Annotated in this window: 28 protein-coding genes; 17 read left to right on the top strand and 11 right to left on the bottom strand. The window is 66.2% G+C overall.

The window, feature by feature from the left end; all coding sequences use genetic code 11:
* Positions 1–3: 3 nt before the first annotated feature.
* Entirely contained in the window at positions 4–651 is a 648-nt protein-coding gene (locus ACP7BH_RS16925; RefSeq protein WP_425987032.1) for a thiamine phosphate synthase, read from the bottom strand.
* On the opposite strand from ACP7BH_RS16925, the gene ACP7BH_RS16930 reads away from it, so the two are divergent.
* Both ACP7BH_RS16930 and ACP7BH_RS16935 read left to right on the top strand, forming a co-directional pair.
* Positions 650–1348 carry a YggS family pyridoxal phosphate-dependent enzyme gene (locus ACP7BH_RS16930; protein ID WP_425987033.1) on the top strand — a complete coding sequence of 233 codons (699 nt, stop codon included), beginning with the start codon at positions 650–652 and terminating at the stop codon, positions 1346–1348. The genes ACP7BH_RS16925 and ACP7BH_RS16930 overlap by 2 nt on opposite strands.
* 80 nt (positions 1349–1428) lie before the next feature.
* The gene (locus tag ACP7BH_RS16935; protein WP_425987034.1) at positions 1429–2115 is read left to right on the top strand and encodes a response regulator transcription factor; all 687 of its coding nucleotides are present in this window, start codon (positions 1429–1431) and stop codon (positions 2113–2115) included.
* 3 nt (positions 2116–2118) lie between these two features.
* Here ACP7BH_RS16935 and ACP7BH_RS16940 read toward each other — a convergent pair whose 3' ends face one another.
* Positions 2119–2718 carry a YczE/YyaS/YitT family protein gene (locus ACP7BH_RS16940; protein ID WP_425987035.1) on the bottom strand — a complete coding sequence of 200 codons (600 nt, stop codon included), beginning with the start codon at positions 2716–2718 and terminating at the stop codon, positions 2119–2121.
* 62 nt (positions 2719–2780) lie between these two features.
* On the opposite strand from ACP7BH_RS16940, the gene ACP7BH_RS16945 reads away from it, so the two are divergent.
* Positions 2781–4235, top strand: a complete 1455-nt coding sequence (locus ACP7BH_RS16945) for a PLP-dependent aminotransferase family protein (RefSeq protein ID WP_425987036.1) — start codon at positions 2781–2783, stop codon at positions 4233–4235.
* A 3-nt stretch (positions 4236–4238) separates the two neighbouring features.
* Here the strand turns inward: ACP7BH_RS16945 and ACP7BH_RS16950 are convergent, their stop codons facing one another.
* The 4 genes from ACP7BH_RS16950 to ACP7BH_RS16965 form a co-directional block, all read right to left on the bottom strand.
* Positions 4239–5036 carry an exodeoxyribonuclease III gene (locus ACP7BH_RS16950; RefSeq protein WP_425987037.1) on the bottom strand — a complete coding sequence of 266 codons (798 nt, stop codon included), beginning with the start codon at positions 5034–5036 and terminating at the stop codon, positions 4239–4241.
* Between the two features lie 218 nt (positions 5037–5254).
* Positions 5255–5758, bottom strand: coding sequence for a hypothetical protein (locus tag ACP7BH_RS16955; RefSeq protein ID WP_425987038.1), 504 nt, complete (start codon positions 5756–5758; stop codon positions 5255–5257).
* Between the two features lie 48 nt (positions 5759–5806).
* Positions 5807–6739: a Gfo/Idh/MocA family protein gene (locus tag ACP7BH_RS16960; protein ID WP_425987039.1), complete on the bottom strand. Its 933-nt coding sequence runs from the start codon at positions 6737–6739 to the stop codon at positions 5807–5809.
* A gap of 5 nt (positions 6740–6744) precedes the next feature.
* Positions 6745–7908: a DegT/DnrJ/EryC1/StrS family aminotransferase gene (locus tag ACP7BH_RS16965; protein ID WP_425987040.1), complete on the bottom strand. Its 1164-nt coding sequence runs from the start codon at positions 7906–7908 to the stop codon at positions 6745–6747.
* 175 nt (positions 7909–8083) lie between these two features.
* On the opposite strand from ACP7BH_RS16965, the gene ACP7BH_RS16970 reads away from it, so the two are divergent.
* The 3 genes from ACP7BH_RS16970 to ACP7BH_RS16980 all read left to right on the top strand — a co-directional run bounded on the left by ACP7BH_RS16970 (position 8084) and on the right by ACP7BH_RS16980 (position 10621).
* Entirely contained in the window at positions 8084–9169 is a 1086-nt protein-coding gene (locus tag ACP7BH_RS16970) for an AGE family epimerase/isomerase (RefSeq protein WP_425987042.1), read from the top strand.
* Positions 9166–9675 (top strand): D-glycero-alpha-D-manno-heptose-1,7-bisphosphate 7-phosphatase, encoded by a 510-nt coding sequence (locus tag ACP7BH_RS16975; protein WP_425987043.1) that lies wholly within the window; start codon positions 9166–9168, stop codon positions 9673–9675. Before ACP7BH_RS16970 ends, ACP7BH_RS16975 begins: the two co-directional genes overlap by 4 nt.
* A 64-nt stretch (positions 9676–9739) precedes the next feature.
* On the top strand, positions 9740–10621 hold the full coding sequence (locus tag ACP7BH_RS16980) for an alpha/beta fold hydrolase (RefSeq protein ID WP_425987044.1): 882 nt from the start codon (positions 9740–9742) through the stop codon (positions 10619–10621).
* Here ACP7BH_RS16980 and ACP7BH_RS16985 read toward each other — a convergent pair.
* A complete protein-coding gene (locus tag ACP7BH_RS16985) occupies positions 10618–11592 on the bottom strand; it encodes an ABC transporter ATP-binding protein (RefSeq protein ID WP_425987046.1) in 975 nt (324 codons plus the stop codon). The two genes, ACP7BH_RS16980 and ACP7BH_RS16985, sit on opposite strands and share 4 nt — an antisense overlap.
* 186 nt (positions 11593–11778) lie before the next feature.
* Here ACP7BH_RS16985 and ACP7BH_RS16990 point away from each other — a divergent pair, with 186 nt between their 5' ends.
* From ACP7BH_RS16990 to polA, 5 genes are all read left to right on the top strand, one after another.
* Positions 11779–12072 carry a hypothetical protein gene (locus ACP7BH_RS16990; RefSeq protein WP_409717172.1) on the top strand — a complete coding sequence of 98 codons (294 nt, stop codon included), beginning with the start codon at positions 11779–11781 and terminating at the stop codon, positions 12070–12072.
* Positions 12073–12127: 55 nt separating this feature from the next.
* Complete coding sequence (locus tag ACP7BH_RS16995) at positions 12128–12367, top strand: zinc-finger domain-containing protein (RefSeq protein WP_425987047.1); 240 nt, start codon at positions 12128–12130, stop codon at positions 12365–12367.
* Positions 12368–12462: 95 nt separating this feature from the next.
* Positions 12463–12903 carry a VOC family protein gene (locus ACP7BH_RS17000; protein WP_409717174.1) on the top strand — a complete coding sequence of 147 codons (441 nt, stop codon included), beginning with the start codon at positions 12463–12465 and terminating at the stop codon, positions 12901–12903.
* Positions 12903–13526 (top strand): DUF6655 family protein, encoded by a 624-nt coding sequence (locus tag ACP7BH_RS17005; protein WP_425987048.1) that lies wholly within the window; start codon positions 12903–12905, stop codon positions 13524–13526. Before ACP7BH_RS17000 ends, ACP7BH_RS17005 begins: the two co-directional genes overlap by 1 nt.
* Positions 13527–13563: 37 nt before the next feature.
* A complete protein-coding gene (gene polA, locus ACP7BH_RS17010) occupies positions 13564–16488 on the top strand; it encodes a DNA polymerase I (protein ID WP_425987049.1) in 2925 nt (974 codons plus the stop codon).
* A gap of 7 nt (positions 16489–16495) precedes the next feature.
* Here polA and ACP7BH_RS17015 read toward each other — a convergent pair whose 3' ends face one another.
* The 3 genes from ACP7BH_RS17015 to ACP7BH_RS17025 all read right to left on the bottom strand — a co-directional run bounded on the left by ACP7BH_RS17015 (position 16496) and on the right by ACP7BH_RS17025 (position 21066).
* Positions 16496–17563: a type I restriction endonuclease gene (locus ACP7BH_RS17015; protein WP_425987050.1), complete on the bottom strand. Its 1068-nt coding sequence runs from the start codon at positions 17561–17563 to the stop codon at positions 16496–16498.
* A gap of 84 nt (positions 17564–17647) precedes the next feature.
* Complete coding sequence (locus ACP7BH_RS17020; protein WP_425987051.1) at positions 17648–18802, bottom strand: hypothetical protein; 1155 nt, start codon at positions 18800–18802, stop codon at positions 17648–17650.
* A gap of 104 nt (positions 18803–18906) precedes the next feature.
* Complete coding sequence (locus ACP7BH_RS17025) at positions 18907–21066, bottom strand: TonB-dependent receptor domain-containing protein (protein WP_425987052.1); 2160 nt, start codon at positions 21064–21066, stop codon at positions 18907–18909.
* Positions 21067–21225: 159 nt separating this feature from the next.
* Here ACP7BH_RS17025 and ACP7BH_RS17030 point away from each other — a divergent pair, with 159 nt between their 5' ends.
* Together ACP7BH_RS17030 and ACP7BH_RS17035 are read left to right on the top strand one after the other, a co-directional pair.
* The gene (locus ACP7BH_RS17030) at positions 21226–21429 is read left to right on the top strand and encodes a twin transmembrane helix small protein (RefSeq protein WP_425987053.1); all 204 of its coding nucleotides are present in this window, start codon (positions 21226–21228) and stop codon (positions 21427–21429) included.
* A 2-nt stretch (positions 21430–21431) separates the two neighbouring features.
* Entirely contained in the window at positions 21432–22004 is a 573-nt protein-coding gene (locus ACP7BH_RS17035; RefSeq protein ID WP_425987054.1) for a cob(I)yrinic acid a,c-diamide adenosyltransferase, read from the top strand.
* A 3-nt stretch (positions 22005–22007) separates the two neighbouring features.
* Here the strand turns inward: ACP7BH_RS17035 and ACP7BH_RS17040 are convergent, their stop codons facing one another.
* Entirely contained in the window at positions 22008–22352 is a 345-nt protein-coding gene (locus tag ACP7BH_RS17040; RefSeq protein ID WP_135194355.1) for a hypothetical protein, read from the bottom strand.
* Positions 22353–22468: 116 nt separating this feature from the next.
* Between ACP7BH_RS17040 and ACP7BH_RS17045 the strand changes: the two genes are divergently transcribed.
* The 4 genes from ACP7BH_RS17045 to ACP7BH_RS17060 all read left to right on the top strand — a co-directional run bounded on the left by ACP7BH_RS17045 (position 22469) and on the right by ACP7BH_RS17060 (position 24785).
* The gene (locus ACP7BH_RS17045) at positions 22469–23233 is read left to right on the top strand and encodes an electron transfer flavoprotein subunit beta/FixA family protein (protein WP_267514885.1); all 765 of its coding nucleotides are present in this window, start codon (positions 22469–22471) and stop codon (positions 23231–23233) included.
* Position 23234: 1 nt separating this feature from the next.
* Entirely contained in the window at positions 23235–24164 is a 930-nt protein-coding gene (locus tag ACP7BH_RS17050; RefSeq protein ID WP_425987056.1) for an electron transfer flavoprotein subunit alpha/FixB family protein, read from the top strand.
* A gap of 75 nt (positions 24165–24239) precedes the next feature.
* Positions 24240–24530 carry a DUF167 domain-containing protein gene (locus ACP7BH_RS17055; protein ID WP_425987057.1) on the top strand — a complete coding sequence of 97 codons (291 nt, stop codon included), beginning with the start codon at positions 24240–24242 and terminating at the stop codon, positions 24528–24530.
* 54 nt (positions 24531–24584) lie between these two features.
* On the top strand, positions 24585–24785 hold the full coding sequence (locus tag ACP7BH_RS17060) for a hypothetical protein (RefSeq protein ID WP_425987058.1): 201 nt from the start codon (positions 24585–24587) through the stop codon (positions 24783–24785).
* The last annotated feature ends 251 nt before the right edge of the window (positions 24786–25036 follow it).

Raw genomic sequence — 25036 nt, forward strand, 5'->3', positions numbered from 1 at the left:
CCGTCAGCGGAACGCCGACTGGATCGCATCGATCGCCGCCAGACCGCAGGCCCCTGTGGCTTTGAGGCGAGCTGCGTTGGCGGCCTTGATTCCACCCAAGGCATAGACGGGCAGGGGAACGCTCTGCGACTTTTCCTCAAACGCCGCGATACCCAACGGCGGCTTGTCGGCAGAGGCGCCGCCGGCGGGGAAGACCGGTGACAGGATCAGCGCGTCGAGCGCTTCGATCAATGCGGGCCCGCCATGCCAGGCTGCGGTAATCATCCAGCTAGGGTGCGCCGCCCGGATCGCGGGCGCGCTGTGGGCCTCGCGCTCAGGCAAGTGGACGCCGTCGGCGACGAGGGTCTGAGCCAGATCCGCGTCCAGCCCAACCAGCAGGGTCACGCCGCGATTATTCGTCGTCGCCTCGCGCAGACGACGGCCGGTTTCGACCGCGTCGGCCGCGCCGAACGCCCGATAGATCACCGCCGATCCGGGCGGCAGGCGAGCAGCCGTCTCCCATGGGCGAGGCGTACGGTCGGGATCGGTGAAGAACAGCAGCGGGGGCAGGCCGGCGACCTGCGGGCTGACAGCGGCGGCGGCGCGGTTTAGAGCGGTGGCCGCATCCCAGAGCGCGCGCGCATCGTCGCTGTAACCGGCCGGCAGGGTCATGACCTCTTCTTCCTCCGCTTTAGCTCCGTCGTCCATCGCCGAAAGGGTCGCCGCCGTCCGCGCCCGCATCGACGCCGCCTGCCTCGCGGCCGGTCGCGATCCTGGCGACGTGACCCTGACTGCGGTGTCGAAGACCCAGCCGTCCGAGGCCATCGACGCGATCCTGGGAACAGGCCAGCGAATCTTCGGCGAGAACCGGGTGCAGGAGGCACAAGGGCGCTGGACGGAACGCCGCGCAATGCTGCCGGACCTGGAACTTCGGCTGATCGGGCCCTTGCAAACGAACAAGGCCGAGGACGCCGTCGAGCTGTTCGACATGATCGAGACGCTGGATCGGGAGAAGCTGGCCCGCGCCTTGGCTCAGGCGGCCGAGAAACGCGGCCGATCGCCGCGCGTGCTGGTTCAGGTCAATACCGGCATGGAGCCTCAGAAGGCCGGCGTCTTGCCGGATGCGGCCGACGCCCTGATCGCGGCGGCGCGCGGGAGCTATGGGCTGACGGTCGACGGTTTGATGTGCATTCCCCCGGCGGATCAGGACGCAGGGCCGCATTTCAAGATGTTGCGAGATCTGGCCGAAAGGAATGGCCTAGCGGTCCTGTCGATGGGGATGAGCGGCGACTATGAGACCGCGATCCGGTGCGGCGCGACCCATGTGCGGGTCGGAACCGCGTTGTTCGGGGAACGAAATCGACCTTAAATCCCCTCTAGGCCGTAACCCGATGTGAATTCGCACCCCCAAGCCTTGGCGCGGGGGCCAAGCCTCGCCATTGTCTGCATATGCCCACGCCCAAGACCATTCTGATCATCGACGACGACGACGACCTGCGCGAGGCGTTGGCCGAGCAGTTGAACCTGCACGAAGAGTTCAAGACTCAGCAGGCCGCGACTGCGACAGACGGCGTGCGGATGGGACGCGAGATCCGCGCCGACCTGATCCTGCTGGATGTGGACCTGCCGGACATGGACGGCCGCGAGGCCTGTCGCCTGTTGCGCAAGGACGGGGTTTCGACCCCGGTCATCATGCTGACGGCCCAAGCGGCCGACGCCGACGCCATTCTGGGCCTGGACGCCGGCGCGAACGACTATGTCACCAAGCCTTTCCGGTTCGCCGTCCTTCTGGCCCGCATCCGCGCCCATCTGCGCAGCCACGAACAGTCCGAAGACGCCGTCTTCTCGATCGGGCCTTACGAGTTCCGTCCCGCCGCCAAGGTTCTGATGGACGCCAAGGGCAAGAAGGTGCGGTTGACCGAGAAGGAAACCAATATCCTGAAATACCTCTATCGCGCCGGGGCCAAGCCGGTGTCGCGCGAGGAGCTGTTGACCGAGGTCTGGGGCTATAACGCCGGGGTCACGACCCACACGCTGGAAACCCACATCTATCGCCTGCGCCAGAAGATCGAGCCGGAGCCAGGTCACGCACGCCTGCTGCTGACCGACGCGGGCGGATACCGGCTGCAGCCGTAAGGCTCAGTCGGTCGTCTTCGGGCGGATCGTGAACATCGGCAGAAAGACGTGCACCAGAGGACCGATGGTCAGGGCGTAAAGCACCGTGCCCAGCCCGACCGAGCCGCCCAGCAGCCAGCCGACGGCGATGACGGCCAGCTCGATACTGGTCCGCACCCATTTGACCGGCCAGCCGGTGCGGGCGACGATCCCGGTCATCAGGCCATCGCGCGGGCCGGGGCCGAGGCCGGCGCCGATATAGGCGCCGCTGGCTACGCCGTTCAGCACGATGCCGGCGACCAGCAGGCTGGCTTGCAGCGGTAGGCCCAGGTCCGACGGGATCCAGTCCAGGCCGAAGTTGGCGACCGTGCCGATGACCAGAACATTGGCGACCGTGCCGATTCCCGGCTTCTGGCGCAGGGGGATCCACAGCAGCAACACGGCCATACCGATAAGATTGACGACCAGGCCGAAGCTGATACCCGCCGGTCCGGCGAACCGCTCGAATACGCCCTGGTTCAGCACGTCCCAAGGATCCAGTCCCAGATCGGCGCGCACGATCAGGGCGATGGACAGGCCATAGAGGACGAGGCCGGCGAATAGCTGGATCAGGCGACGGGTCATAAACCCACCAGATGCGCCAAACCGGCTATGGAAAAAAGGTCCAGTCATGGCATTCTGGCCTCATGTCACCCCGTTCCATCGGTCTTGTCTCCCTGACCCGCCATCTCGGCGCTTGGCGCGCGCCGGGCGCCGGGGCGGCCTATCGCCAGCTGGCGGGGGCGGTACGACTGCTGATCCTGGACGGTCGACTGCCGTTGGCGGCGCGGTTGCCGGGGGAGCGCGAACTGGCGCAGGCGCTGGGTTTGAGCCGCACGACCGTGTCGGCCGCCTATGGCCGACTGCGGGATGACGGCTTTCTGACCGGCGGGCAGGGGGCGGCGGCGCGCACCAGCCTGCCGGCCGGGCCGGGACCAGGGCGAGAGGCGGCCCCAGAGGCGTTCACAAAGTCGGGCCTGATCGACCTGACCGCCGCCGTCCTGCCGGCCGATCCGAATGTCCATGCCGCCTATGTGCGTGCGCTGGAGCGATTGCCGGCGAACCTGCCCGGACACGGCTATGAGACGGCGGGACTGGAGGAACTGCGTGAGGCGGTGGCGGCCGGATACCGGCGGCGCGGCCTGCCGACCTCGCCGGGCCAGATACTGATCACCCACGGCGCCCACAACGGCCTGGTCCATCTGCTTCGACTGACGACGCGGCCCGGCGCCCCTGTGGTGTTCGATCATCCCACCTATCCGCAGGCCATCGACGCCATTCTGGCGGCGGGCGGTCGCGCCGTGCCGGTGGCGCTTCCAGACGGCGAGGGCGAGGAGGGCTGGGACGTCGAGGGTCTCGTTGCGGCCTGTCGCAGCAGCGGCGCAGCGATGGCCTATCTGGTGCTGGACCACAACAATCCGACGGGACGGATGATGCGGGCCGCCGACAGGACGCGGCTGCTGGCGGGGCTGAAGGGGTCCGAAACCTTGCTGGTTCTGGACGAAACCCTGGTCGAGCTGACCTTGAGCGGACCACCGGCGCTCAGTGCCTCCGCCGTCGATGCCCCGCGCATGGTCCGGCTGGGGTCCATGTCCAAGAGCGTCTGGGGCGGCCTGCGAATTGGCTGGATTCGCGCCGACCGGGCGGTGATCCAGCGCCTGGCCCAGAGCCGCGCCAGCTTCGACCTGGGCGTGCCGATTCTGGAGCAGTTGGCGGCGGTCGAGCTGTTGAGCGACGGCGGAAAGGCGCTTGCCTTGCGACGGCCCCTGTTGCGTGCGCGTCGAGACCACCTTCGGGCGCGGTTGGCCGAACGGTTGCCGGATTGGGTCTGCCCGCGGCCGGCCGGCGGCCTGTCGCTCTGGGCGCGATTGCCTGCACCGATCAGCTCCGCCCTAACGATCCGGGCTGAGGCCGAAGGCTTGCGCCTCGCCGCCGGTCCGCGATTCGGCGTCGATGGGGCTTTCGAACGCCGCCTGCGCCTGCCCTACACCTTGCCGGAAAACCAGCTGGACGAGGCTGTGACCCGCCTGGCCCGCGCGGCGAAGAAGGTCGGGCGAAGCGGCAAGCCCGTAACGGCGGCCAAGCCGGTCGCCGTCTATTGAAGATCAGACGTCCAGATCGACCGTCACCGGAGCATGGTCGCTGGGGCGTTCCCACTCGCGGACGTCGTCGTGGATGCGGGCGGTGTCCCTGACCACGGCGGGGGTCAGGCCGGGCGAGGTCCAGATGTGGTCCAGGCGCAGGCCGCGATTGGACTTGCGGAAATCGGCGGCGCGATAGCTCCACCAGCTGGCCAGTTTCTGCGGCTCGGGGAAACGGTCGCGCAGCACGTCGGCGAAACCGCCCGTTTCCTGAAGCCGGTTCAGGGTTTCGACCTCCAGCGGCGTGTGGCTGACGATCTTGGACATGTAGCGGTGGTTCCACACGTCGCCCTCGCCCGGCGCGATGTTGAAATCGCCGGCCATGACCAGGGGCCGTGACTTGTCCTGCTTGGCCACGATGGCGGTCAGCTGTTCGTAGAAGTCCATCTTGTGATCGAACTTGGGGTTCAGCGCACGATCGGGCACGTCGCCGCCGGCGGGGATGTAGAAGTTCTGGACGTCGATACCGGCGACGCGAGCCGAGACACAGCGGGCGTGGCCCAGCTTGCAGACCTGGAAGGTGTCGCTGTCCTCAAGCGGCAGACGGCTGGCGATGGCCACGCCGTGCCAGCCCTTCTGGCCGGCCACGCGCAGATGGGGCATGCCCATGTCCTCGAAGGCGCCGCGCGGAAACTGGTCCGTGGTGCATTTTATCTCCTGCAGCATCAGGACATCGGGCGCGCGCTCGGCGACGAAGCGCGCGACCTGGTCGATGCGCAGGCGGACGGAGTTGATGTTCCAGGTAGCGAGGCGAAGGGTCATGCCTTTCGTCTAGCAGGCGCGCGGCGTAAAAAAAGCCCGGCCGCAACGGGCCGGGCTATGGGAGGTTCGTCTCTCTCGCCGCCGGGGAGGGGATATTGTCCGTGGCGGTAGAACGGCCGCCGCCGTTCATGTGCTCAAAGTGTCACTCGCGAACATAAAAGTCAAACCGTCACAATTGGCGCTTGCGCGTGCTCATTATGAAACAGTCAGAGGTCGGATCAGTCTGGCATGTTGCGCGTCAAAGGGGCCGTCGCCCATTCGCCGCGCCATTCGTAGGTCAGGGTGACACAATGGCGATAGGCGCCGTCCGACCACCGTCCGACCGCCTGCATGGTCAGGGGGCGCGGCGCCCGCACCCGGCTCATGATCAGCCAGACTTCGTCGGAGCCGGGGCACAAGGCGCGAGCCAGACCGCGGCCGTCGCCGTCCTGATCCACGCCATAGATGTCGCTTTCCTCGGCCCCCGGCGGCAGGGCGCGTCTCGCCGCATCGGGGCCGCCACGCGTGAAGCCGGCCGTGCCGCGCGCCGAGGTCGAATAAAGCCTTTCGACCTGGACCGCGCCGAACAGGCCGCGGCGGACCTCCAGCGTCACGCCCTTGGTCAGGGCCTGGGTGATGCGGTCCGACGCATTGTAGGACAGGAACCGGGTGTCGGCCAGGGCCGGCGCAGCGGCTGAAGCCACGGCGGCGAGAGCGAGGGCGGAGGCGATGAAACGGCGCATGCGTCCCTCTTCGTCAGGCTTTGCGGCGAGAACTAGGCTTCGCCCCGATCAGTGCTCGCCAAGACAGCGCAGGGCGACTTCCAGATTGCGCAGGCCGTCCTCGCCCGTGACCGCCGGTGTTTCGCCGGTGGTGATGGCGCGGGCGAAGGCTTCCAGCTCCTTGCGAAGGGGCTCGGCCGGCCAACTGTTCAGCATCCGGGTGGAATAGGAGCCGTCGGGCTGCTGGCCGAAATATTCAGTGACCTGGCGGGTGATCAGGTCGGCGACGATGAATTTGGTCTTGGTCGCGACCTGAAGCGTGCGGGTCTTGTAAGGGGTGACCCAGTTGGTGGTGATGTGGGCGATCACCCCATTGTCCAGCCGGAACTGGAGCAGGGCCGTGTCCTCGCGGTCGGCGCGGGTGCGGGCCAGTTGCGGCTGGACCTCGACGATTTCCGAACCCGTCAGGTGGCGGATGATGTCGATGTCGTGGACCGCCAGGTCGATGACCACCCCGACCTCGCCCATACGGGGCGGGAAGGGGCCGACGCGGGTGATCTGGATGGAGATGATCTCGTCGTCGGCGACGGCGCGCTTGACCGTCTCGACCGCTGGATTGAACCGCTCGACCTGACCCACCATCAGGACGCGGTCGTTGGCCTTGGCGGCGTCGATCATACGCTGGGCGTCGGCCACGCTGGCGGCGATGGGCTTTTCGACCAGGACGTGGACGCCCTTTTCCAGCAGGGCCACGCCGATCTCGGCATGGAAGCGGTTGGGCGTAGCCACGATGGCAGCGTCCAGGCCGGCTTCGACGAAGGCCTGGGCCGTGGTGACCGCGTTCGCCTCATAGGCGGCGGCGACGCCCTCGGCCGTCACCGCGTCCGGATCGAAGACGGTGGTCAGGTCGAACTCGCGCATCTCGGAGGCGACGCGCGCATGGTTGCGGCCCATGACGCCGACGCCGGCGACGCCGATCTTGAGGGCGGGAGAGTTCGGCATCAGATTCAACCCTTGTAGCTGGCGACGGCGGCGATGACCTTGTCCTGGGTCGCCTCGTCCAGATCGGCGTGCATCGGCAGGCTGATGACCCGGTCCTTGAGTCGTTCGGTCACGGGAAGCCCGCCCTCGCCGCGCGGGAAGCGCCGATAGGCCGGCTGCAGGTGCATGGGCACTGGATAATAGACGGCGGTGGGCACGCCCTGATCCTTGAGGTGGGCCGCCAGACCGTCCCGATCCTCATGCTCGACCGTATATTGGGCCCAGATCGACACGCCGCCTTCTATGACGTGGGGCACGGCCGCGACGTGGGGCGCCAGCTTCTCGTTGTAGCGCGCGGCGATCCGGTTGCGCCATTCGATCTCCTGTCCGAAGACGTTCAGCTTCTCGATCAGGATGGCGGCCTGGATGGTGTCCAGGCGGCTGTTCATGCCGATGCGCATGGCCAGGTATTTGGGATCGTGGGCGAACGCGGCGGCCCCCGCCTGCAGGTCCTTGGCGACGACCTTTCCGTGGACCCGCAGCGAATCCATCTCCTGCGCCAGGTCGTCATCGTCGGTCAGCACCGCCCCGCCGTCGCCGTAGCAACCCAAGGGCTTGGCCGGAAAGAAGCTGGTCGTGGTCACGTCGGCCCATTTCAGCGGGTGGTCGCCGTTCAGGGTGCAGCCGAAGCCCTGGGCCGAATCCGAGATCAGCTTCAATCCGTGGCGGTCGCAGATCACGCGGATGGCCGGATAGTCCGCCGGTTGGCCGAACAGATCGACGGCGATGACCACCTTGGGCGTGAGGCGACCCTCGGCCTTGACCGCCTCGATTGCGGCTTCCAGGTGCGCAGGGTCCATATTGTAGGTGCGCGGATCGACATCCACGAACACGGGCGAGGCGCCCAGCCAAGGCACGACCTCGGCCGTCGCGGTGAAGGTGAAGCTGGGGCAGAAGACCGCGTCGCCCGTTCTTATGCCCCAGGCGATCAGCGGCAGGATCAGGGCGTCGGTTCCGTTGCCGCAGCCCAGGGGGTGTTTCGCCTGACCGAAGGCGGCGAGGTCGGATTCGAACTGGCGGACCTGTGGTCCCATGACCCAGGCGCCGCCGACGACGGCTTCCTGGACCGCGGCCTCGATCTTGCCGGCGAGGCGCAGGCGCTGGGCCTGAAGGTCGATGAAGGGGATCATGAGGGACGCTCTCCACGGGGGATCGGGCGGCGGCTCGACAAGGACGGGCCGCGAATGTCGGGTCGTCCTAGCAAGATCGCGCGCAGGGGCCAAATCGCGCGGCGTCACATCGCGTTGCCCTTTGCTACCGCATCCGCCCCTTGGCGCCCGAAGGGATGCATCCTAATCCAGCGCCATGATGTCTCTCGCCGCCGCCCGGATCAGGGTCTCGAACTGGCTGTTCGACCATGCCCTGCCGTTGTGGGCCGACAAGGGCGTGGACGCGCACGGCCGCTTCTTCGAGCAGCTAGATTTCGACGGTCGGCCCGTCACGGACGTGCGCCGCCGCACCCGCGTTCAGGCCCGCCAGATCTATGTCTTCTGCGAAGCCGCAGCCCTGGGTTGGGAGCCGGGACGAGACCTGGCCCAGGCGGGCCTAAACTGCATGATCTCGACCTGTCGCAGGGATGACGGTCTCTGGGTCGCGGCGACCGATGACGCCGGCGCGGTGATCGATGAGACGCCTGATCTCTATGATCTGGCCTTTGTGCTGTTCGCCCTTGCGGCCTCGCATCGGGTGCTGGGCGATCCGCGCGCGCGGCCGTTGGCGCTGGAGACCGTGACGGCGATCAATCTGAAGATGGCGTCGCCGCATGGCGGTTGGGAGGAGGCCTTGCCCCCGCGTCTGCCGCGCCGCCAGAATCCTCACATGCACATGCTGGAGGCCATGCTGGCCTGGCAGGCGACCGCTCCCGATCCGGCGTTCGAGGCGGCGGCCCAGGTTTCGCTTGATCTCTGTCGGCGTCATTTCCTGATCGACGGGGCGATCCGGGAGTATTTCACCGACGATTTGCTGGTGGACCCCAGCGAGGGTCACGTCATCGAGCCGGGCCATCTGCAGGAATGGGCTTGGCTCTTGAAGCAGGCGGGTAGTGCCGGCCCAGGCGCAGGCGTCGCCGAGGGGCTGCATCGCTGGGCGGTGTCCCAAGGCCTTTGCGAGGGTTTCACGATCCGCGAGATCGACCCGTCCGGCGCGCCGCTCGACGCCGGTCGTCGGCTGTGGGCCCAGACCGAGGCCATTCGCACGGGCCTGAGTTTTGGCGACGCCGCCACCCCGGCCCTGATCGCCAAGGTCTTCGACACCCATCTTGCCACCGCCGTTCCCGGCCTGTGGGTGGACAGTTATGACGCTGACGGCCGGTCGCATGACCAAGCCGTACCGGCGTCCAGCCTGTACCACCTGATGACGGCCTTTTCCGAAGTCCTGAGATACGAAGCATGAACCGTATTCCCGCCGCCTTTCTGGATCGGGACGGGGTGCTGATCGAGGACAGCGGCTATCCGCATCGGCCCGAGCATCTGAAGCTGATCCCCGGCGCGGCGGCGGCTGTGCGGCGCATGAACCAGGGCGGCTATCGCACCGTCATCGTCACCAACCAGTCGGGCGTGGCGCGCGGTATGTTCAGCGAGGCGCAGATGAACGCCTTCAATGATTTGCTGGTCGCCCGGCTGGCCCAGGACGGGGCCGTCATCGATGCGGTCTATGCCGCGCCCTTCCACCCCGATGCGGTCGAGGCGCGTTATCGCCATCCCGATCACCCCGACCGCAAGCCCAATCCCGGCATGTTGCTGCGGGCGATCGCCGAGCATGATCTGGACCCGGCGCGATCCTTCATCATCGGCGATCAGAAGCGCGATCTGCAGGCGGGCGAGCGGGCAGGCGTGGCGGGGTTCCTGTTCGAGGGCGGCGACCTGGACGCCTTCGTGCGCGATGTGGTGGGTCTCTAAAGACCGGACGTCGCATTTCCTCGCCTGGTGAATTACTCTGATCGAAAATCGGAGGAGATCGCCAATGAACGCGCCCAATCCTTTTGTCGAACGGCGCTGGACCTCGCCGGATGGCCTCAGCCTGTTCGCGCGCGACTATGCGCCCGGTCCTGGCGTCGCGCGTCCGCCGGTCATCGCCATCCATGGCCTGACCCGCAACAGCGCCGATTTCGAAGCCATTGCCCCCCTGCTGGCCCAGAGCGGAAGGCGGGTGCTGGCGGTGGACGTGCGCGGGCGAGGCCTGTCGGATCGTGCGCCTGACCCTATGACCTATATGCCCGACGTCTATGCGCGCGACGTGCTGGCCCTGATGGAGCAGTCGGGGATCGACCGCGCCGTCTTTCTTGGCACCTCCATGGGCGGGCTGATCACCATGGCGCTGACGGCGATGAAGCCCAGAGCGGTGGTCGCGGCGATCCTGAACGACATCGGGCCGGAAGTGGCGCCCGAGGGGTTGGCGCGCATCGCCGCCTATAGCGGCCAGCCGGTCGAGATCGGGTCGTGGGCCGATGCGGCGGCCTATGCGAAGCGGATCAATGCGGTCGCCTTTCCGCACTATTCGGACGCGGACTGGGACGCTTTCGCCCGGCGCATCTTCCGTCAGCAGTCGGATGGGGAGATCGGGCTGGACTATGACCCGGACATCGCCGTGCCGATCCGCGCGGCGGGCGCCAAGGCGCTGGTTCCCAACCTGTGGCCCATGTTTCGGCGACTGGCGCGGAAGAAGCCGACCCTGCTGGTGCGCGGCGCCAACTCGGACCTGCTGAGCGCCGACATCGCCGGGCGGATGAAGAAGGCCGGGCCGGCCATGGACTATGTCGAGGTTCCCGGTATCGGCCACGCCCCCATGCTGGACGAGCCGGAGGCCAGGGCGGCGATCTTCGAGTTCCTGTCCGAGGTCGATTAGTCCTTGGTGGGATCGACCTGCGACGCATCCCCATAGGTCAGGGCCAGGAAGACGTCCTCCAGGTCCGGATCCTCGGTGGTGATGTCGGCGATAGTGACGCCGGCGGCGCGGACGGCGTTGATGACCTGTTCCACCGACGACTGCCCCTTCTTGTAGGTTACGGCGAAGGCGCCGCCCGGACGGGGCGTCACCTGGAAGCCGTCAAGGATCGGCGGAGTCATCTGGGGCGTCTCTGGAGTCACGACCACATTGCGGCTGTCCAGCCGGCGCAGAAGCTGCGGCGTCGGTTCGCAAGCCACGACCTCGCCCCGGTTGACGATGGCGATGGTGTCGCAGAGCTCCTGCGCCTCTTCAAGGTAGTGGGTGGTCAGGACGATGGTCACGCCTTCGGCGTTGATCTGGCGGACATAGGCCCACAGCTGGCGGCGCAGTTCGACGTCCACGCCGGCCGTCGGTTCGTCCAGGATCAGGATCGGCGGATTGTGAACCAGGGCCTTGGCCACCATCAGACGACGCTTCATGCCGCCGGACAGGGCGCGGACATAGGCGTTGGCCTTGTCCGACAGGCCCAGCGCTGCCAGCAGTTCATCCGACCGGCGCTCGTTCTTCGGCACGCCATAGAAACCGGCCTGGACCTCCAGCGACTCGCGCGGGGTGAAGAAGACGTCGGCGACGATCTCCTGCGGCACGACCCCCAGGGCGGCGGCGGCGTCGCGCGGCTCCTTGTCGATGTCGCGGCCCCAGATTTTCACCGTGCCTTCGGACTTCTTCACCACCCCGGCCAGGATGTTGATCAGGGTCGATTTTCCGGCGCCGTTGGGGCCCAGAAGTCCGAACACCGAACCGCGGGGAATGACCAGATCGACCCCGCGCAGGGCCGTCTTGGGCGCGGCCTTCTTGGAGCCGGCATAGGTCTTCTTCAGCCCGTGCACATCGATGGCGTTGTCGGGCAGGGCGGGGGTCTCTGACATGATCGGCTATTCACTCGGGCGGGACAGCGAGCGGCATAGGTAGGGCGCGCGGCTGCATTCGCCAACCTGTCCCGCGGCGATGTTGCGACAAGCGTGCCTGTCCTTGTGTCAATGATGCTTGACTGCCTGCAAAATGATGTCTAGGTTGCTTGTCATAAAGACAACCTAGCTTGATGGAGACAGCCAATGACCACCGTTCAAAAAGCCAAGACGCCCCTGACCCGCACCCGCCTGATCGGCTTCATCGCCATGGGCGTCTGCGCCATCGGCTATATCGGCGGGGGGCTGGCGCTGTTGGCGGGCAAGACCGATCAGATCGAGATGACGCATGCGGCCATCGCCGGCGCCGCCTTGTTGGTCATCGGCGAAATCGGCCTGTGGGTCGGCGCCGGCTGCCTGGGTTTGACCCTGTTCAAGAAGCGCAAGGCGATGCTGAACCGTCTTCTGGGCCGTCGCCCGGCGGCGCCCACCGAGGTTTGACCTTCGGGGCCGGTCCGCCTAGGAAGCCAGCAAGCCTTCCACACCGGACCGCATCATGCCCCCCCGCCATTCCGACGCCATCATCCCGCCGCCCGAAGAGATCGTGGTCTCCACCAGGCGCGTGGCCTGCGATGGCGGCGGCGGGGCGCTGGGTCACCCGCTGGTCTATATGGACATGGGCGAGGACGACTTCATCGAGTGCGGCTATTGCGACCGGCGTTTCGTCCTGTCGGCCCATCCGCATGACGAGAACGAATATCTGAGCCCGGCGGCCCGCGCGCCCGAGGCCCACTGAGCCCAAGTCCCTGAGTTCGTAACCTCAGTTCAGTCGCGGTGTGACGGCGTCTGGGTCTATAGAGCGCTGACACCCCGTTCGGACGGAGACGAGCCTTGCGCTATCTGCACACCATGGTCCGGGTAAAGGACATCGACGCCTCGCTGCATTTCTACTGCGACCTTCTGGGTCTGCAGGAGGTGCGGCGCACCGAGAACGAGGCGGGGCGGTTCACCCTGGTTTTCCTCGCCGCGCCCAAGAACCTGGCGCAATCGGCGGCGGAACGCTGTCCCGAGGTCGAGCTGACGTTCAACTGGGACCCGGAAGAGTATCAGGGTGGCCGCAACTTCGGCCATCTGGCCTACAAGGTCGACGACATCTACGCCGCCTGCCAGAGGCTGATGGACGGCGGGGTGACGATCAACCGCCCGCCGCGCGACGGCAACATGGCCTTCGTGCGCTCGCCCGACGGCATCTCCATCGAACTGCTGCAGGAAGGCGCGCCGCTGGCGCCGGCCGAGCCCTGGGCCTCGATGCCCAATACCGGAGCATGGTGATGCGTACGGGGCAGGGCCTATCGCTGGCCTTGGCGGCGATGGCCGTGACCCTGTCGGCCTGCGCCTCGACCACCGAGAGCAATACGGGCCGCACGGCGACGGAGCAGCTTCTTCTGGCGCGTGCGTCGGACAAGGCGGTCGAAGGCCTGGTCTTGCCGCTGCCGCTCGGCGCCTCGGTCTTCGTCGATGACGCCTATTTCCAGGGCGAGGGCACGCGTTACGCCGTCAGCGCCATTCGCAGCGGCATCTCCGACGCCGGTTTCAGCCTGGCGCGCAACAAGGACGAGGCGAACGCGGTGTTCGAAATCCGCGCCGGCGCCCTGTCGCTGGAGCAGATGCGGCGCGTGTTCGGCATTCCCGAGATGCGGATCCCGATCAACGAGACGCTGAACGTCGTCTCCCTGCCGGAACTGTCGGTCTACAGCCACCGCGACAGGGTCGGCGTCGCCGAGTTTTCCGGCTTCCTCTATGAGGCCAAGACGGGCGCGCCGCTGGGCGCGGTGGTGCCGATGATCGGCACCTATCGCATCCGCAGCCACAAGGCCTTCATGGTGGTGGCCTGGGGCCAGCAGCAGGCTCAGCCGGGTCAACGCGATCCCGGATCGAGCTGGACCGAATTCTGACGCTGACGCGGCGGCCCCGTCCGCCTATGTTCCGGTCATGACCGAGAAGACCGCGCCCGAAACCACCGAGACCGAACATCCCCAAGATCGGGCCCTCACCCAGGATGGGCCCGCGCTGCGGCTGTGGATGATCGACGCCTCGGCCTACATTTTCCGCGCCTATCACGCCCTGCCGCCGTTGACGCGCAAGTCGGACGGCCTGCCGGTCGGCGCGGTCCAGGGCTACTGCAACATGTTGTGGAAGCTGCTGAAGGACATGAAGGGCGCCGACGGTCCGACCCATCTGGTGGCCATCTTCGACCACTCCGAAAAGACGTTCCGCAACACCCTGTACGACCAGTACAAGGCCCACCGACCGCCGCCGCCCGAGGATCTGATCCCGCAGTTCCCTCTGGTGCGCGAGGCGACGGCGGCGTTCGGCGTCCATTGCGTCGAACTGCCCGGCTACGAGGCCGACGACCTGATCGCCACCTACGCCTGCAAGGCGCGCGATGCGGGTGGGGAGGCGGTGATCGTCTCGTCCGACAAGGATCTGATGCAGCTGATCGGCGGCGGTGTCGTGATGTGGGATCCGATGAAGGATCGGCGTCTGGCCGAGGCCGAAGTGTTCGAGAAGTTCGGGGTCGGCCCGGAAAAGATGGTCGATCTGCAGGCCCTGATCGGCGACAGCGTCGACAACGTCCCCGGCGCCCCCGGCATCGGGCCGAAGACGGCGGCCCAGCTGTTGGACGAATACGGCGATCTGGACACCCTGCTGGCCCGCGCCGGCGAGATCAAACAGCCCAAGCGCCGCGAGACCCTGATCGCCTTCGCCGATCAGATCCGTCTGTCGCGCGAATTGGTGCGCCTGACGTGCGATGCGCCGGCGCCCGAGCTGATCGACGACTTCGCCGTGCGCGATCCCGATCCCGAAATCCTGTCGGCCTTCCTGGAGACGATGGAGTTCCGCTCGCTTCAGCGCCGCGTCGGCGACGGCAAGGCCGGCCCCAGCGAGGTCTCGGCCTTTGCGCCAAAACGTGCGCCGAACCTGAACGCCCCCATCGCCACGCCGCGTTACGGCCAGGTCGTGGAAGGCCCGGCGGAGGTCCAGACCTTCGACCACGCCGTCTATGAATGCGTCCAGACCGAAGAGGCGCTGGAGCGGTGGATCGCGCGCGCGACCGAGGTCGGCGTCGTCGGTTTCGACACCGAGACCGACGCCCTGTCGGCGACCCATGCGGGCCTGTGCGGCGTGTCGTTGGCGGTGGGGCCGAACGCGGCCTGTTACATCCCCCTGACGCACGAGCATGAGCCGCAGGCGAACGACGGCGGCCTGTTCGGCGAGCCAGGCGAGGCGCGCGAGCCGATCCATCAGCTGGACAAGCCGACCACCTTGGCGAAGCTGAAGACGCTGCTGGAAGACCCGTCGGTCCTGAAGGTGTTGCAGAACGCCAAATACGACATCGCCGTCATGGCGCGCCGGGGCATTCGCGTCGCGCCCTATGACGACACCATGCTGATCTCCTACGTGCTGGAGGGCGGGTTGCACGGGCATGGCATGGACGAGCTGTCGCGCCTGCACCTCGGCCACGAACCGATTCCGTTCAAGCGCGTGGCGGGGACCGGCAAGAGCCAGAAATCCTTCAAGCACGTCGCCCTGAAGCCGGCGGCGGAATATGCCGCCGAGGATGCGGACGTCACGTTGCGGCTTTGGCGCATCCTGAAACCCAGACTGGCGCGCGAGGGCCTGTCCACCGTCTATGAGACGCTGGAGCGCGGGATGCCGACGGTGCTGGCGGACATGGAGCTGAACGGCGTCCGCATCGATCCCGACCGGTTGAAGCGGCTGTCCAGCGAGTTCGGCCTGCGCATGGCCGAGCTGGAGGCCCAGGCCCATGAGATCGCCGGACGGCCCTTCAACATCGGCTCGCCGCGCCAGATCGGCGAAATCCTGTTCGGCGAGCTGAACCTGCCCGGCGGCAAGAAGACCGCCTCGGGTCAATGGGGCACCGACGCCAGCGTGCTGGAGGAACTGGCGCTCAGCCATGATCTGCCGCGCGTCCTGCTGGACTGGCGTCAACTGTCGAAGCTGAAGGGCACCTATACCGACGCCCTGACCGCCGCCGCCGACCCCAAGACCGACCGTGTCCACACCAGCTATCAACTGGCCGCCGCCACCACCGGCCGTCTCGCCTCCAGCGACCCCAACCTCCAGAACATTCCGATCCGAACCGAGACCGGCCGCGAGATCCGCCAGGCCTTCATCGCCGCGCCCGGCAATGTCCTGATCAGCGCCGACTACAGCCAGATCGAACTGCGCCTGCTGGCCCATATCGGCGACATCCCCGAGCTGAAGCGCGCCTTCAAGGCGGGGTTGGACATTCACGCCGCCACGGCGTCCGAGATGTTCGGCGTTCCCGTCGAGGGCATGCCGTCCGAGACCCGGCGCCGCGCCAAGGCGATCAACTTCGGCATCGTTTATGGCATTTCGGCCTTCGGCCTGGCCAACCAGCTAGGCATCGATCAGGGCGAGGCCGGGGCCTATATCAAGACCTATTTCGAACGTTTCCCCGGCATTCGCGCCTATATGGACAAGACCAAGGCCGAGGTCCGCCAGGCCGGCTTCGTCTCCACCATCTTCGGCCGCCGCATCCACATCCCGGCCATCCATTCGAAGTCGGGCGCCGAACGCCAGTTCGGCGAACGCGCCGCCATCAACGCTCCGATCCAGGGCGCCGCCGCCGACATCATCCGCCGCGCGATGATCCGCATGCCCGCCGCTCTGACTGACGCCGGCCTGACCACGCGTATGCTTCTCCAGGTCCACGACGAACTGGTCTTCGAAGCCCCCGAAGCCGAAGCCGACCGCGCCATAACCGTCATCAAGCAGGTGATGGAAAACGCATCCGACCCGGCGGTGGCCCTGACCGTTCCGCTGGTGGTGGATGCGCGCGCGGCGTCGAACTGGGACGCCGCGCACTGATGCGCCGCTAAGCGGGCGTGCTGCTTTCCAACTCCTTGATCCGCTTCTCGATCTGATCTGACAGTTGGTAGATGTCCGTCAGATCGCCGATCAGGTGACGGGTTTCGCCCTTCTCCGCGAAGGTGCCGACATGCTTCTTGGTGACGCCGTTGAAGTGCAAGCGCGCGATGGTCTTGCGGTTGTTGTCGTCCAGCAGGATCGCGCAGTAGGACTGGGCGTCGCGCATGACGATGCGCTTGGGCTTCACCAGTTTCGAGGCGATGGCCTGGATGATGTGGAAGCCGGAAACCTCGTCCTCGGTGGTCACGATCATTTCCGGGTCGCTGGGCGGCGCTTCTTCCTGATCGGTCATCGAAGGGCCGGTGGCGTTCAGGGCGGTGGACAGGCGTTCGTTGACCTTGTCGCGGATGATCGAGGAGAAGGTGGCCACGACCATCTTGCCGAAGTTCTCGCGCACCTGGGCGGTGACGCGACCCTCATGGACGCGGGCGGCCATCATGCGCACGAACTCTTCCGACGGTTCGGCCATTTCCTTTTCCAGCTCCTTGCGGAGCAGGGATTGGAGCTTGAGCAGCCCCGCCTCCTGAACGATCTTTTCGATGTCGAATGAGAGTTTGGTGAACTTCTCCACCGTGCGTCCGTCGGTCGGTTTAAGCGCATCCATGCTGAAGGTGAAGAACGGCTTGTCGTCCATCTTGTTGGTGGCTTCGACGTCCGAATAGAACTGATAGACGACACCGTTGGTCAGGATGGCGAGGCGCGCGTCCGTGACCGAGAAATAGCGGAAGAGCTGGCTGGCGTGGTTGAGGTTCAGCGCCACATTGCTGGGCTTGCACTCGATCAGGATGCGAACCTTGCCGCCATCGCAGATGGCGTAATCGACCTTCTCGCCCTTCTTGGTGCCGACGTCGGCCGTGTACTCCGGAATCACCTCTGACGGATTGAACACGTCGTAGCCGAGAGCCTGAATGAAGGGCATGACCAGAGCCGTCTTGGCGGCCTCTTCGGTCAGCAGCACCTCGCGGTGCTCCATCGTGCGCTTCTGGAGTTCGGCGAGCTTCGTTTGAATGTCCAAGATTTCCCCCTAGGTGACCGGCGACAGCTAAGCTGCAACCATGGGGAGAGTCTACATATCTTATGGCGCGCAGGTCTGGCCTGGTCAGGCCGCCATCATGCCGATGTCGTCGGGGACTTCGCCGCGGCCCAGAAGGCCGGTTTCGAAGTCCATGAAGATGTCCATCAGCTCCTCGACGTTCACCGGGGCGGCGCCGGGGCCGAAGCGGAAGCGCCAGTAGCTGACGATGTGCTGGACGGCGCCCAGCTGGTCGCCCAGTTTGGCGAACATCGAAGGGGCGTCCAGCAGGAAGTCGCGGAAGGCGGTGGGGCGGCCCTCCTGCGTCAGTTTGGCGTAGGCGTCATCATAGATGCGAAGAGTGCGGCTGACCTCGTCGCAGGTCTTGATGATGCGACCGCGCAGAACGTCGCGGCTGCGGGCCAGATATTCCTTGGCGGCGCGATCGGTCTTGCCGACGGGCTTGATGGTGCGCACGGCTTCGGCGACGGCGGCGACCTCGCCCAGCAGGGCGGCCAGCGTCCATTTGTAATAGAGGAAGCCCTTCCAGCAGAAGACACCCTCCTGATACTGCTCCGGCGCCAAGCGCAGGGTCAGGCGCAGGGCGTCCAGCTGGTCGCCAGGCGTGTTGGACAGGATCTTGGACGCCATTCGCCCGGCCGAATCCGAGTTCACGGCGATGGTGTCGGGGCCCAGGCTGAGGGTCACCAGCGGCTCGATCTCGCTGCGGACGAAGGCCAGCATGCGCTGAAGATCGCTGTCGCTGATCGAGAAATAGCAGGGCGAGGGGTCCAGGCCGCCGCGTCGCAACTGTTCGCGCAGCAGGAAGGGATCCAGGGACGGCAGTTTGTCGATCAGGCGCAGGGTTTCGATGTCGGGGTGGGTGGCGGCGACGCCGAACGCCTCCATCATCATCCGCTCGAACCCGATCTGATTGACGAAGACATAACGGCCGCCGGTCTTCAGGTCCTCGTCGTCGATGGGGATGACCACCTTGGTGGCGACCTGGCGACGGCCGGTGAACAGGTCGGTCTCGTTGCGACGCAGCCGGTGCTTGATGATCAGGGACCTGTTCAGGGCCGGGGTGCGGAAGATCGGACGCGCCGCCCAGTCGGGGTTGCGTACGGCGCCGTCGGCGGAACTGTCGCCGTTTTCTTCCCACACGCGCAGCAGGTTGAGCACGCGAGCGGTGGAGGCCGAACTCTTGAGATGTTCTAGGTTGCGGACGGCGCGATCTGTCATGCCGCGAAGATTGCACCGCCAATCGTGACCAAATGGCTTAGCTTGGCGCAAAAAAGAACGGGGGTCGCCGAAGCGGCCCCCATCGATGATTTTCAGCTCTAGGGTCAGAAGGCGGCCGTGACCGAGACCCACAGGCGACGCGGCTCCTGATTGTTGGCGAACTCCGGCGCATAGGCGACGGGCGCGCCGTAGGGCAGCAGGCTGACGAAGTCCTTGTCGAACAGGTTGTAGACGACCGCATTGACCGTCAGATTGTCGTCGATGCGGTAGGCGCCGCCGAGGTGGAACAGGCTGTAGGCCTCATAGTCGCCCAGCGCCGTCTGGGCCTCGCCGGCCCCGCGATAGCGCGCCGAACGGTATTCGCCACGCAGCCACAGGTTCATCCGGTCGGTGGCGTTCCAGCGCAGGTTGGCGTTTACCATATGCTCGGGCGTATCGGTCAGGGGCTGGCCGGCGGCGGCGCCCGACTTCTGCTCGCTGTCGGTGAAGGTGTAGTTGCCCTGAAGCGTCCAGGCGTCGTTGAAGCTGAAGCGGGCGGTGGCCTCGACGCCTTGCGTGACCGCCTCGTCGATGTTCACGCTCTGGCCGAAGGTGGCGAAGGTCGGCCAGAAGCCGACATCGGCGCAGCCCGTCTTGTTGTATGTGCCGGTAGCGAACTGCGCCTGGGTCAGGCCGAAGGTGCAGTTGGCGATTGGCACGCCGGAGGCGATCTTGTCGTCGAACTGGTTATGAAAGACGGTGACGCCCGCACGCAGGCGCTCATGATCGTCATACAGGACGGCGAACTCGGTCGAGGTCGAGGTTTCCGGCATCAAAGTGGGGGTGCCGAGCAGCGGCAGACGGCCTTGCTGGCCAAAACCGTTGATGCCCGATGCAAGTTGTTCCAGGCGCGGGGTCTTGAAGCCTTGGCTGACGCCGCCCTTGACGGTCCAGACATCGGTCGGGTTCCAGACCAGATAGGCGCGCGGGCTGAAGTGCGAGCCGAAGGTCGAGTGGTCGTCGTGACGGGCGCCGACCGTCAGGGCCAGAGTATCGGTGAACCGCCATTCGTCCTCTGCGAAGACGGCCCACTGGGTGTGGTTGAACGTGCCGGAGACCACGTCGTCCGTCATCTCGGCTTCCCAGTGCTGGCCGCCGACGGTGAAGGTGTGGTTTCGCCATTGCGAGAACAGCTTGGTGTCGAAGATGCGGTTCTCGCTCGTTAGGTCGCGCGGGTTGCCGGCGCCGGCGACGCCGTTGGGGATGATCCGGCCCTTGGTTTCGGTCGTTGCGATCGAATAGTTGGATTCCAGCGTGCCGAACGGCAGGCGCCAGTTATGGGCGATGGCGATCTGGTCGCGATTGAACTCCAGGAACTTGTCATAGCCGCCTGCGGTGGTGGCGGTGCCCATTTGGCCCTTGGAGTTGTCGTACCACTGGCGGCCGACGTCGGCGTCGATCCACAGGTCGTGGTCGGCGTGCAGGTTGAAGGCCAGGCGGGCGCCGGCGGACCAGATTTCGTTGGCGGTGGAACTGCGGCCGAAACCTGTGACCGGGGTTTGCACGCCGGCGACGTTTTCGAACGTCAGGCGCGACTGCTCACGCTCCGAACGCGAGCCGCGGAGCGAGACGCCGACCCGGTCCTTGATCAGCGGGCCGGCCAGATAGACGTCCCCGCCGCGGATCGGGCCGAACTCGTCATCGCCCTGGATCGTGTAATGGGCGCTGGCCGAGCCGTGCCATTCGTCACCGATCTTGCGCGTGATGATGTTGACCACCCCGCCCATGGCGTCGGAGCCGTAGAGGGTCGAGACGGGGCCGCGCACGACCTCGACCCGTTCGATGGCCGAGACGGGGGGCAGGAAGCTGGTCGAGGTTTCGCCGAAACCGTTGGGGGTCACGCTGCCGGCCGTGTTCTGGCGGCGGCCGTCGATCAGGATCAGGGTGTAGTCCGAGCCCATGCCCCGGATGTTGATGGTCTGGCCGCCCGTCTTACCGACGGCGGCGCCGGTATCGACGCCTTCGAGATTGTTCAGGATCTCTGCGAGCGAGACGGCGCGGACTTCCTCGATTTCGGCGCGGGGAATGACGCTGATCGAGGCGGGGGCCTGGCTGATCCGCTGTTCGAAGCCTGAGGCGGTGACCACGATCTCGCCCAGCTCGGCCGTCTGCGTCGCCTGTCCGGGCGTGACCGGCTGAAGGGTCTCCGCCAAAGCGGCGCCCGAGGTCAGGCCGAAAACGCAGGAAGCGCCGGCCAGCAGGCGTGCGCGGGTCGAGAAGGTCATATTCAGATTAGCCCCTAATACTTGCGAGCGCCTCTCAACATCATTCGCAACAGGACTCCAAGGGGGGTGCGCCCATCCGTCGCAAGCGCCGCCGTATCGCCACAGGCTGTGATGGAGCGCCGCTGGCGTGTGACGGTGATCCGGGTCTAGAACGACGGCATGCAGATCTTCGACATCCTGATCATCGTCGCCATCGCCGCCGTGACAGTCACCCTGGGGTTCGGCCTTTATTCCCTGTTCCGGGGCGGGGACTATGCGCGGACCAACTCCAACAAGCTGATGCGATTGCGGGTCGGGCTTCAAGCGCTCGCGGTTCTTCTGTTGGTCGTCGGCATGATGTGGAAGGCGACGAAGGGAGCCTGATCATGGTGACGCTGAACAAGATCTATACCCGGACGGGCGATGACGGACGGACGCGGCTGGCGTCGGGCGCGCCGGTGTCCAAGAGCGACGCCCGTGTCGAGGCCTATGGCGCGGTGGATGAACTGAACGCCGTGATCGGCGTGGCGCGGCTGAACAGCGGCCAGAACGACCGCATCGACGCCATGCTTGGCCGTATCCAGAACGAGCTGTTCGACCTGGGCGCCGACCTGGCCACGCCGCTGGATCCGCCCCCGGCCTGGGAGGCCTTGCGCATCATCGAGACGCAGGTGGCGCGGCTGGAGCAGGAAATCGACTGGATGAACGAGAGCCTCAAGGCGCTCGACAGCTTTATCCTGCCGGGCGGCGCCCCGCTGTCGGCCCATCTGCATGTGGCGCGCACCGTTTGCCGCCGGGCGGAACGCGAAGCCGTGCGACTGGTCGAAAGCGGCGAGGCGGTGAATGTCGAGGCGGTCAAATATCTGAACCGCCTGTCGGACCATCTGTTCGTGGCGAGCCGACGCGCCAATGCGAACGGCGCCAGCGATGTGAAGTGGAAACCGGGCGCGACGCGCTAGACTTTAGGCCGCCGGCCGTGCTGCGGCCAAGGCCGCCTTCTGGCGTTCGACCTCGACGGCGCGGGCGCGGTCCTGGGCAGCAAGCTCGTTCTCGATGCGGACCAGTTCGCGGTTCTTTTCGGCCGAGGCTTCCTCGCGCGAAACGCCGTTGGGCCGGCCCGTGATCTGGGCGATGGAGATGGGCTGGGCGCAGATACGGCTCTCCATGTCGTACCACTTGCCTGCCGCCTCGCAGCGCTTGCCCGGCGCGACCCAATAATCCTGCAGGATGAAAATCCCCACGGTGGCGACGCCGAACAGGGCGAAGAAAATCATCGCCAGGCGGGGAAAGGTCAGGAAACGCTTCATCTCGTGGTCCGTTGGGTGAGGGTCGCAGCCACAGCTTGACCCCGCGTTACGTTGACAGGCCTTCGCGACCGCTCCATGTCCTGCCCTCACATTCAGGCGATTTCACGGATAGACCCATGAAGGTACTCGTCCCCGTCAAACGGGTGATCGACTATAACGTCAAGGCCCGCGTGAAGGCGGACCAGTCAGGCGTCGATCTGGCCAACGTCAAGATGAGCATGAATCCCTTCGACGAGATCGCCGTCGAAGAGGCGGTTCGTCTGAAGGAAGGCAAGGAACATCACGCCGCCGGCACCGCGACCGAGATCGTCGTGGTCTCCATCGGCGTGACCCAGGCCCAGGAAACCATCCGCACCGCCTTGGCCATGGGCGCGGATCGGGGCATCCTGATCCAGTCGGATGCGGACCTGGAGCCGCTGGCGGTCGCCAAGCTGCTGAAGGCGGTGGTCGAGGAAGAAAAGCCCGACCTGGTCCTGATGGGCAAACAGTCCATCGACGGCGACAATAATGCGGTGGGTCAGATGCTGGCCGCCCTGCTGGACTGGCCCCAGGCGACCTTCGCCGGCAAGCTGGTCATCGAAGGCGGCAAGGCGACCGTGACGCGCGAGGTCGACGGTGGTCTGCAGACCCTGGCCGCCGACCTGCCGGCGGTGGTGACGGTGGACCTGCGGCTGAACACGCCGCGCTACGCCTCCCTGCCCAACATCATGAAGGCCAAGAAGAAGGAGATCGCCGTCAAGGCGGTCGCCGACTATGGCGTCGATGTCGCCGACCGTCTGAAGGTCCTGAAGGTCACCGAGCCGCCCAAGCGGTCGGCCGGCGTCAAGGTGGCCGATGCGGCCGAACTGGTTTCCAAGCTCAAGTCCGTGGGAGCGCTGTAATATGGCTGTCCTCGTCATCGCCGATCACGACGGTTCGACCGTTCGCGACACCACCCACAAGACCGTGACCGCCGCGCTGGGCCTGTCGTCCGACGTGGACGTTCTGGTCGTCGGGCAGGGCGCGCAGGCCGCTGCTGATGCGGCTTCGAAAATCGCCGGCGTCCGCAAGGTGCTGCTGGCCGAGAGCGGCGGCCTGGGCCACGGCCTGGCCGAGGCGGTCACGGACACCGTCACGCCCCTGGCCGCCGGCTACGACGCCATCCTGACGCCGGCCTCGACCGACGGGAAGAATTTCGCGCCCCGGATCGCCGCCAAGCTGGACGTCGCTCCGATCTCGGACATCATCGAGGTGGTGTCGGCCGATACGTTCGTGCGGCCGATCTATGCCGGCAACGCCCTGGAGACGGTCCAGTCGGCCGACGCCAAGAAGGTGATCACCGTGCGTCCGACCGCCTTCGCCGCCGCCGCTGAAGGCGGTTCGGCCCCCGTCGAGAGCGTCGCCGGCGCCGAGGCGACCAAGACGGCCTTCGTCTCCGAGGAAATGGTCAAGTCGGACCGCCCGGACCTGGGCGCCGCCAAGATCGTGGTCTCGGGCGGTCGCGCCCTGGGCTCGGCGGACGAGTTCCATGCGGTGCTGGAGCCCCTCGCCGACAAGCTGGGCGCCGCCATCGGCGCCTCGCGCGCGGCGGTGGATGCCGGCTACGCCCCCAACGACTATCAGGTCGGCCAGACCGGCAAGGTGGTGGCCCCGGCCCTGTACATCGCCATCGGCATTTCGGGCGCCATCCAGCACCTGGCGGGGATGAAGGACTCCAAGACCATTGTCGCCATCAACAAGGACCCCGACGCCCCGATCTTCCAGGTCGCGGATTACGGCCTGGTCGGCGACTACAAGACCATCGTGCCGGAACTGATGACGGCCCTGGGCTGAGTCTCGGTTAGACCAATATGCTAGGGCGCGGCTTCTAACGGAGCCGCGCCCTTTTTCTTGCCCGTAGAGGATCGGATGGCGAACCTGCCCATAAGGCTGCAGCCCGGCGCGGCGGTGGATCGCATCGAGGGCTGGGAGGCGGACGCCGAGGGACGGCGTGTGCTCAAGGTGCGCGTGCGCGGCCGTCCCATAGATGGAGAGGCCAATGACGCCGTGATCCGACTGCTGGCCAAGAGCCTCGGCGTGTCGAAATCGTCGGTGACTGTGGTGCGCGGCGGCCAGTCCCGGTCGAAGATGGTTGCCGTCGATGGTCTGCATGACGAGGCGCTGGGCGCAAGAATCGCCGAAATCCTCTCCGGCGACTGAGAGCGACCCTTTTCGGCGATTGGCGCGTTCTCCATCCAAGCGGAGAACAGACTCATGACCACGGACGCCCGTATCCTTCACGCCCGCAGCGGCGTCGTTCTCGAACAGAGGGGCGAAGACTACGCCGTCTCAAGCCTGCGCCTGGAGGAGCCGTTGACCTTCACGGATGTATCCCAGGCCCAGCTCACGTTCGACAACGAGGTCACGGCTTCCGAGCAGGACCCGGAGTTGATGTCCCGTTTGGGCGGGGCCTGAGGCAGCCGAGTTGCCTGGAACCTGCCGGCTTACATAGCGGGCTGACGGTGTGTTCCGCCGCTGGCTGACCGTGACTCTTTGAGAAAGTTTCGCGGTCCTGTCAGAATCTGGTTGCGGACAAAACGGGGTCTACGTATAGAGCCGCCTCGCTCGGAAACGGGCTGGCCGACGGGGCTGCGGGGGTCTTGATCCTCACGGTTTCACGGAAGACAGAAGCGAAAAACTTCTTGCTTTCATCGGTTGGTTTCACT

This window comes from Brevundimonas sp. TWP2-1, assembly GCF_049897645.1.
Lineage (GTDB): Bacteria > Pseudomonadota > Alphaproteobacteria > Caulobacterales > Caulobacteraceae > Brevundimonas.

What these genes read in the sequence shown, in the direction of transcription:
- ACP7BH_RS16930 (WP_425987033.1), top strand. Translation starts at nt 650, where the DNA reads ATGACCTCTTCTTCCTCCGCTTTAGCTCCGTCGTCCATCGCCGAAAGG.
- ACP7BH_RS16925 (WP_425987032.1), bottom strand. Translation starts at nt 651, where the DNA reads ATGACCCTGCCGGCCGGTTACAGCGACGATGCGCGCGCGCTCTGGGAT.
- ACP7BH_RS16935 (WP_425987034.1), top strand. Translation starts at nt 1,429, where the DNA reads ATGCCCACGCCCAAGACCATTCTGATCATCGACGACGACGACGACCTG.
- ACP7BH_RS16940 (WP_425987035.1), bottom strand. Translation starts at nt 2,718, where the DNA reads ATGACCCGTCGCCTGATCCAGCTATTCGCCGGCCTCGTCCTCTATGGC.
- ACP7BH_RS16945 (WP_425987036.1), top strand. Translation starts at nt 2,781, where the DNA reads ATGTCACCCCGTTCCATCGGTCTTGTCTCCCTGACCCGCCATCTCGGC.
- ACP7BH_RS16950 (WP_425987037.1), bottom strand. Translation starts at nt 5,036, where the DNA reads ATGACCCTTCGCCTCGCTACCTGGAACATCAACTCCGTCCGCCTGCGC.
- ACP7BH_RS16955 (WP_425987038.1), bottom strand. Translation starts at nt 5,758, where the DNA reads ATGCGCCGTTTCATCGCCTCCGCCCTCGCTCTCGCCGCCGTGGCTTCA.
- ACP7BH_RS16960 (WP_425987039.1), bottom strand. Translation starts at nt 6,739, where the DNA reads ATGCCGAACTCTCCCGCCCTCAAGATCGGCGTCGCCGGCGTCGGCGTC.
- ACP7BH_RS16965 (WP_425987040.1), bottom strand. Translation starts at nt 7,908, where the DNA reads ATGATCCCCTTCATCGACCTTCAGGCCCAGCGCCTGCGCCTCGCCGGC.
- ACP7BH_RS16970 (WP_425987042.1), top strand. Translation starts at nt 8,084, where the DNA reads ATGATGTCTCTCGCCGCCGCCCGGATCAGGGTCTCGAACTGGCTGTTC.
- ACP7BH_RS16975 (WP_425987043.1), top strand. Translation starts at nt 9,166, where the DNA reads ATGAACCGTATTCCCGCCGCCTTTCTGGATCGGGACGGGGTGCTGATC.
- ACP7BH_RS16980 (WP_425987044.1), top strand. Translation starts at nt 9,740, where the DNA reads ATGAACGCGCCCAATCCTTTTGTCGAACGGCGCTGGACCTCGCCGGAT.
- ACP7BH_RS16985 (WP_425987046.1), bottom strand. Translation starts at nt 11,592, where the DNA reads ATGTCAGAGACCCCCGCCCTGCCCGACAACGCCATCGATGTGCACGGG.
- ACP7BH_RS16990 (WP_409717172.1), top strand. Translation starts at nt 11,779, where the DNA reads ATGACCACCGTTCAAAAAGCCAAGACGCCCCTGACCCGCACCCGCCTG.
- ACP7BH_RS16995 (WP_425987047.1), top strand. Translation starts at nt 12,128, where the DNA reads ATGCCCCCCCGCCATTCCGACGCCATCATCCCGCCGCCCGAAGAGATC.
- ACP7BH_RS17005 (WP_425987048.1), top strand. Translation starts at nt 12,903, where the DNA reads ATGCGTACGGGGCAGGGCCTATCGCTGGCCTTGGCGGCGATGGCCGTG.
- polA (WP_425987049.1), top strand. Translation starts at nt 13,564, where the DNA reads ATGACCGAGAAGACCGCGCCCGAAACCACCGAGACCGAACATCCCCAA.
- ACP7BH_RS17020 (WP_425987051.1), bottom strand. Translation starts at nt 18,802, where the DNA reads ATGACAGATCGCGCCGTCCGCAACCTAGAACATCTCAAGAGTTCGGCC.
- ACP7BH_RS17025 (WP_425987052.1), bottom strand. Translation starts at nt 21,066, where the DNA reads ATGACCTTCTCGACCCGCGCACGCCTGCTGGCCGGCGCTTCCTGCGTT.
- ACP7BH_RS17030 (WP_425987053.1), top strand. Translation starts at nt 21,226, where the DNA reads ATGCAGATCTTCGACATCCTGATCATCGTCGCCATCGCCGCCGTGACA.
- ACP7BH_RS17035 (WP_425987054.1), top strand. Translation starts at nt 21,432, where the DNA reads ATGGTGACGCTGAACAAGATCTATACCCGGACGGGCGATGACGGACGG.
- ACP7BH_RS17040 (WP_135194355.1), bottom strand. Translation starts at nt 22,352, where the DNA reads ATGAAGCGTTTCCTGACCTTTCCCCGCCTGGCGATGATTTTCTTCGCC.
- ACP7BH_RS17045 (WP_267514885.1), top strand. Translation starts at nt 22,469, where the DNA reads ATGAAGGTACTCGTCCCCGTCAAACGGGTGATCGACTATAACGTCAAG.
- ACP7BH_RS17050 (WP_425987056.1), top strand. Translation starts at nt 23,235, where the DNA reads ATGGCTGTCCTCGTCATCGCCGATCACGACGGTTCGACCGTTCGCGAC.
- ACP7BH_RS17055 (WP_425987057.1), top strand. Translation starts at nt 24,240, where the DNA reads ATGGCGAACCTGCCCATAAGGCTGCAGCCCGGCGCGGCGGTGGATCGC.
- ACP7BH_RS17060 (WP_425987058.1), top strand. Translation starts at nt 24,585, where the DNA reads ATGACCACGGACGCCCGTATCCTTCACGCCCGCAGCGGCGTCGTTCTC.